Below are 3,268 nucleotides of genomic sequence, written 5' to 3'. Positions count from 1 at the left end.
ATCAGAAAGCTTGTTTGAATCGATGTATTTCATCCGCAGATTATGCACGAATGCTAAGAAATCCGGAGTGCAAATATTAACCAAAAAGAAGATCGTTTTTTGATTTATGAAAGAGATCTAATATATTCTCTATAATGATCAGCAAACGTGATTAAATTATCCTCAGTTAAATAAAACTGTCTTTTCTTTTTATCAAAAACCATTCTGATTCCCAAAAATAATGCCCCGAAGGGCATGTTTTATTTATTCCTCACCATTAAAATACCAGTACACTTCACCCCAATCTGTTTCAGAAAATGTTGGTAACATTTCACCTCTTAACACATGAACACGTGAATCCTCTTGTGCAGGGGTTGTCCAATAGCCCGTTTTTAGGGATTTTTCACCAGCTTTGACTTTTATTACAGTTAGATTCTCTTAGGTTACTTCAGATTGAGTATTATTTTTACGAGCCCATGCAACTATATCTTTAGGATAAAACAAATGTTTATGTAAAGAACTTTCATCCAAATCTAGTAAATAAACAAGAGCTGCTGCTTCAAAAGCCCAGTAACCAACATATGAATAATTATCTAAATTTAAATGACTATTGTACCAAAGTGTATTTTTATGCATTTGATACCAATCAGCCAAATATTCATCCAACAGTTCAATCGCATGATTTTTGTTATTTTTAATTATTACATTATCAATCACATCGCATAATATTGAAAAATTATAACTATATATCCCATCTCTTTCAGTATCTGGATGATTAGAATCCGTTAGTTTTAAAAACTTATTAATCACTTCATCTTCACTAAAAGTTCCTCCATCCTCGCCATTGATTAATTGTTTAATTGTAGATAATAAATTATTTTTATTTAGCAATACTGCTAAGCTAATTGTACTTAATGCAATAAAACCACCTTCACCACCAATAACAACTGGCTTTTTACTTGCTTTAAAAACTCCTAATGCTTCTGCTTGTTTTTCATAACCTTCTATTACTTTTTCAAATAATGGAGATATTTCTTCTATTGGCTTTCCTGCAGTATAATGAAGATATAATAAAGAATGATAGATCCATGTAATAGATTGCCATCTTGAAGCTTCTCCACAATTATATTGATCATCTTCAAATGCATCACTTTCTAAATATAAGGGTATTCCTTCTTCATTGTATTCTTTAGTCTTTAAATAATAATCTTCAGTTAAAAAAATCTGTCTTTTATATTTATCGAAATTCATATTAATCCTAAAATTAATGCCCCGAAGGGCATGTTTTATTTATTCCTCACCATTAAAATACCAGTACACTTCACCCCAATCTGTTTCAGAAAGTGTTGGTAAGATTTCACCTCTTAACACATGAACGCGTGAATCCACTTGTACTGGGGTTGTCCAATAGCCCGTTTTTGGGGATTTTTCGCCAGCTTTGACTTTTATTACAGTTAGATTCTCTTGGGTTACTTCAGATTGAGTATTATTTTTACGAGCCCATGCAACTATATCTTTAGGATAGAATAAATGCTTGTGTAGAGGAGTGTCATCCAAATCTAGTAAATAAACAAGAGCTGCTGCTTCAAAAGACCAATAACCACAATATTTTAGTTCTTCTGCAGGCTCTAGATGACTATTAAACCAAAGTGCATTTTTATTCATTTGATACCAATCAGCTAAGTATTCATCTAAATATTTAACAGCAGTTTCTTTATTATTTTTAACTAGCACATTATCAATCACATCACATAATTTTGAATAACCTAATGCAAATAAATTTCCTTCGTTAAATGTTGGATGTGAAGGATCATTAAGTTTAAAAAATTTATTAATAACCTCATCTTCACACGTATGACTTTCACCCTCACCATTGACTAATGAATGTATACGATCAAACAAATCATTTCGATTAAATAAAAAAGCCAGACCAAGTATATTTAACGTTTCATTTTGAGTTGGAATGACAGAAGGTTTTTTTGACTTATGGAAGATAGCTAAGGCTTCAGATTGTTTTTCAAAGCCTTCTATAACTTTTTCAAATAAGGGGATAACTTCCCCTATAGATTTTCCTGCTGTGTATACAAGGTAAAGTAGAAAAGAATAATCATGTGTTATTAAATTCCATCTTCTTTTTTCGCCGCAATTATACTCATCATCCTCAAATGCATCACTTTCTTTCCAAAAATCAACGTCTTCTATATAAAAATCATAGGCACTTTTATAATAGTCTTCAGTTAAAAAAATCTGTCTTTTATATTTATAGAAACTCATATTAATCCTAAAATTAATGCCACGAAGGGCATGTTTTATTTATTCTTCACCATCAAACTGCCAGTACATATCCCCACCCATTCCAAAATGCCCGAATGGCATCTACTTATTCAGTCAGATACCAAATCGTTAATCCCCAAGGGTTATCTTTAATCTCAGGCATAACATCACCCTGTCTAAAATGACGTTTTTCCATGTTATTCGCAGGACTATACCATTCACCTGTTTTAGGGCAAATTTGGCCTGCTTCGCATCTTAGAGTTTTTGTACTAGGATTACTTATATCCTTCTCAGAAGGTACAAATTCTCGGGCAAATTTAACCAAATCTTTTGGGTAAATCATATGTGTTATTTCGCTATCATCTAAATCTAACAGATAAACGTAAGCAGCAGCTTCTATAGCCCAATAGCCAAAATAAAAACTTTCATCCAATTTATGAATATCATGCCATGGAGCACTTTCAAATGCGGGATACCATAATTTCAAATATTTCCGTATATCTTGAATACTCTCTTTTTTAGTATCTCTATATTTACTAAAAATTAATGGGCGATATGGATTATCAAAAAACCATTGATCTACATCATATCTATCCATCAACTCAAATGATAAAAAGTCCTCATACAGCGTATCTAATTGTTCTGTTTGCTCATGGTAAATTTTGTCCTGCATCGCTGCAATACGTGGTAATAGGTCTCTTCTGTGTAATAGATAACACAGTCCTATCAACTGCATACATCTTTCGTACTCATCTATAGCTGTAAAATAAAATGGTGCCCAATCTTCATCCTCCTCGTCTTTGCGTAATGCCATTGTATATTCTTCATATTTCGTAATTATATTTTCTAATTCTATTCTGAGAGGTTGAATCGACTTACCAATTGTATAATAGATTTCTTTCATAAGTCATTTTTCACTCAGCTCCAAGTTATAAATTCCAGCAATTAGATTGAATCTCAATGCTAGTCTTTTGCCTCGATTGCGATATCGCTCAGCAAGAATTTTGAAGGTTTT

3 protein-coding genes and 1 pseudogene are annotated in these 3,268 nt (G+C 32.1%); all 4 read right to left on the bottom strand.

Translation table 11 applies throughout. The features are described from left to right. Positions 1 to 417: 417 nt before the first annotated feature. A complete protein-coding gene (locus FTU36_RS16460) occupies positions 418 to 1,230 on the bottom strand; it encodes a PoNi-like cognate immunity protein (protein ID WP_257222275.1) in 813 nt (270 codons plus the stop codon). 39 nt (positions 1,231 to 1,269) lie between these two features. Next, the gene (locus FTU36_RS16455) at positions 1,270 to 2,253 is read right to left on the bottom strand and encodes a PoNe immunity protein domain-containing protein (RefSeq protein ID WP_180056085.1); all 984 of its coding nucleotides are present in this window, start codon (positions 2,251 to 2,253) and stop codon (positions 1,270 to 1,272) included. A gap of 106 nt (positions 2,254 to 2,359) precedes the next feature. Beyond that, positions 2,360 to 3,157, bottom strand: a complete 798-nt coding sequence (locus tag FTU36_RS16450) for a PoNe immunity protein domain-containing protein (RefSeq protein ID WP_180118582.1) — start codon at positions 3,155 to 3,157, stop codon at positions 2,360 to 2,362. 3 nt (positions 3,158 to 3,160) lie between these two features. Next, a pseudogene (locus FTU36_RS16445) lies at positions 3,161 to 3,268 on the bottom strand (IS5/IS1182 family transposase); the annotation flags it as partial.

Source organism: Acinetobacter sp. YH12096 (assembly GCF_013419215.1).
GTDB lineage: Bacteria > Pseudomonadota > Gammaproteobacteria > Pseudomonadales > Moraxellaceae > Acinetobacter > Acinetobacter amyesii.
Note: the sequence above shows the minus strand (reverse complement) of the source record. Positions and strands in the feature narration are given on the sequence as shown.